Below are 2689 nucleotides of genomic sequence, written 5' to 3'. Positions count from 1 at the left end.
AGACCACGTAGCTGTAGGTCGAGGAGGCGGGGTCGAGGAACGCTTCAATCTGGGCGGGCATGGCGAAAACCTGTGCTGGGGAATTTCGGGTTGCAACACTTTATGTAAAAACATAATGTTCGCAGCTTAAGTGACCTTCAAGGCCTCGTGCAAATGCAATCCAGTCTGACCGAATGTGAAGTCGCCCAACTGCGCGCCTCGGCGTCCAAAGCCTGCGCCTTGCTCAAAGCCCTGGCCAATGAGGATCGTCTGTTGATCCTCTGTCAACTGACCCAGGGCGAACGCAACGTCGGCGAGCTGGAAAAAATGACCGGCGTACGCCAGCCGACGCTGTCCCAACAACTGGGCATCTTGCGCGATGAAGGCCTGGTCGCGACTCGCCGCGAAGGCAAATACATTTTCTACGGCCTGGCCAGTCACGAAGTGATCCAGGTGATGAAGACCCTGTCGGGGCTGTATTGCGGAGCGGTACTCAAGAGCTGGGAACAGCCATAAATGCCAGCCTTCACAAACATCTCCTGTGGGAGCGAGCCTGCTCGCGAAGGCGGCATGTCAGCCGACGAATAGTTGACTGAGCCACCGCTTTCGCGAGCAGGCTCGCTCCCACATTGTTTGTTGTGGTGGACCAAAAAATCCTTGCGTGCAGCAAAAGGAACAAGCAATGAACGATCAACACTGGGGCCCATCCATCAGTGCCGACATCGTGGTCATCGGCGGCGGCACGGCCGGCATGGGTTTTGTTGCCAGCCTGCTCAAGCGTGACCCGCAGCTCAAAGTCACCGTGATCGAACCGAGTTCACAGCACTACTATCAACCGGCGTGGACGCTGGTCGGCGGTGGTGCGTTCGATGTGAAAGACACCGTCAGGCCGATGAGCAAAGTCATGCCGCGTCAGGCAACGTGGATTCAGGCCAGTGTCAGCGCCATCGACCCGCAAAGCCGCCAACTCACCCTCGACGACCAGCGCACCGTCAGCTATCAGAACCTGGTCGTCTGCCCCGGCCTGCGCCTGGCCTGGGAGAAAATCGAAGGCTTGCAGGAAAGCCTCGGCCAGCACGGCGTCACCTCCAACTACAGCTATCAGCACGCCCAGTACACCTGGGATCAAGTGCAGAAACTGCGCGATGGCCGGGCGCTGTTCACCCAACCAGCGATGCCGATCAAATGTGCCGGCGCGCCGCAGAAGGCCCTGTATCTGTCTTGCGATTACTGGCGCAAATCCGCCGTGCTGAAAGACATCAATGTCGAATTCAATCTCGCTGGCGCTGCGCTGTTTGGCGTGCCGACCTTCGTGCCGCCGTTGATGAAGTACATCGAACAGTACGGCGCGCAACTGGCGTTCAACTCGAATCTGGTCAAGGTCGACGGCCCGGCGAAAACCGCCTGGTTTGAAGTCAAGGACGCCGACGGCAATGTCAGCCGGATCGCGAAAACCTTCGATCTGCTGCACGTCGTGCCGCCACAAGTCGCGCCGGATTTCATCGCACAGAGTGCGCTGGCCGATGCCGGCGGTTGGTGCGAAGTCGATCCACACAGCTTGCAGCATCCGCGCTATCGCGACGTGTTCGCACTGGGCGATATCTGCGGCACCAGCAACGCGAAAACTGCCGCAGCGGTGCGCAAGCAGGTTGTCGTCGTTGCGCAGAACCTCCTGGCCGCGCGCAAGCATCAACCGCTGCCGCTCAAATACGACGGCTACGGCTCGTGCCCGCTGACGGTGGAGAAGGGCAAGGTGATCCTCGCCGAGTTCGGCTATGGCGGCAAACTGCTGCCGACTTTCCCGCTGAACCCGACCGTGCCAAGGCGTTCGGCATGGTGGCTGAAAGCGACGCTGCTGCCGTGGTTCTACTGGCACGGCATGCTCAAGGGCCGCGAGTGGCTGACGCGTCTGTCCAAGGTCGACTGAGAAAACCCCTATGTTGCTGGCAAGTCTGTTTGGCGTGGTGATGGGGTTGGTCCTCGGCCTGACCGGCGCGGGTGGCGGGATTCTCGCGGTGCCGGCGCTGGTGCTCGGGCTCGGCTGGACGATGACGCAAGCGGCGCCGGTGGCCTTGTTTGCTGTCGGCAGCGCGGCAGCGGTCGGGGCGATCGATGGTTTGCGCCATGGTCTGGTGCGTTACCGCGCGGCGCTGTTGATCGCGGCACTGGGTGCGGTGTTTTCGCCGCTGGGGATCTACTTCGCGCATCAGTTGCCGGAAAAGATTCTGATGATGCTGTTTAGCCTGCTGATGGTTCTGGTCGCCTGGCGAATGTTCAGAAAGGAGCGTCAGCAAGCCGGGCCGAGCGATCACGGTCACGCCAGTTGGGGGCAGAAAAACTGCATGCTCAACGAGCAGACCGGGCGCTTCGACTGGACCGCCAAATGCACCGCCACCCTTGCTGCACTGGGAGCGGTTACTGGCGTGGTTTCGGGTTTACTGGGCGTCGGCGGCGGCTTTCTGATTGTGCCGGCGTTCAAGCAACTGACCGATGTGCAGATGCGCGGCATCGTTGCGACGTCGTTGATGGTTATCAGTCTGATTTCCGCGATCGGGGTGATCGGCGCGTTTCATGCGGGGGTGCGTATCGACAGCCAGGGTGGGGCGTTCATTGTCGCCAGCATCGTTGGCATGCTCATCGGTCGCAGGCTGTGCGCGCAGGTGCCGGCGCGGGCGTTGCAGGTGGGGTTTGCCAGTGTCTGTCTGGTGGT

3 protein-coding genes are annotated in these 2689 nt (G+C 60.8%); all 3 read left to right on the top strand.

All coding sequences use genetic code 11. The features are described from left to right. The first annotated feature begins 153 nt into the window (after nt 1-153). Nucleotides 154-495, top strand: a complete 342-nt coding sequence (locus D6877_RS15530) for a metalloregulator ArsR/SmtB family transcription factor (RefSeq protein WP_016775194.1) — start codon at nt 154-156, stop codon at nt 493-495. 166 nt (nt 496-661) lie between these two features. Then, nucleotides 662-1906: an FAD/NAD(P)-binding oxidoreductase gene (locus tag D6877_RS15525; RefSeq protein WP_130911359.1), complete on the top strand. Its 1245-nt coding sequence runs from the start codon at nt 662-664 to the stop codon at nt 1904-1906. 10 nt (nt 1907-1916) lie between these two features. Continuing rightward, a partial coding sequence (locus D6877_RS15520) for a sulfite exporter TauE/SafE family protein (protein WP_130911360.1) occupies nt 1917-2689 on the top strand: 773 nt, incomplete at its 3' end.

Origin of the sequence: Pseudomonas sp. Sample_9, from assembly GCF_004307535.1 — a bacterium.
Taxonomy (GTDB): Bacteria; Pseudomonadota; Gammaproteobacteria; order Pseudomonadales; family Pseudomonadaceae; genus Aquipseudomonas; species Aquipseudomonas mercuritolerans.
This window is presented reverse-complemented; position numbering and strand designations above follow the sequence as displayed.

Bases quoted from the DNA above. Each gene is read 5' to 3' on its own strand.
- D6877_RS15530 (WP_016775194.1), top strand. From the start codon at position 154: ATGCAATCCAGTCTGACCGAATGTGAAGTCGCCCAACTGCGCGCCTCG.
- D6877_RS15525 (WP_130911359.1), top strand. From the start codon at position 662: ATGAACGATCAACACTGGGGCCCATCCATCAGTGCCGACATCGTGGTC.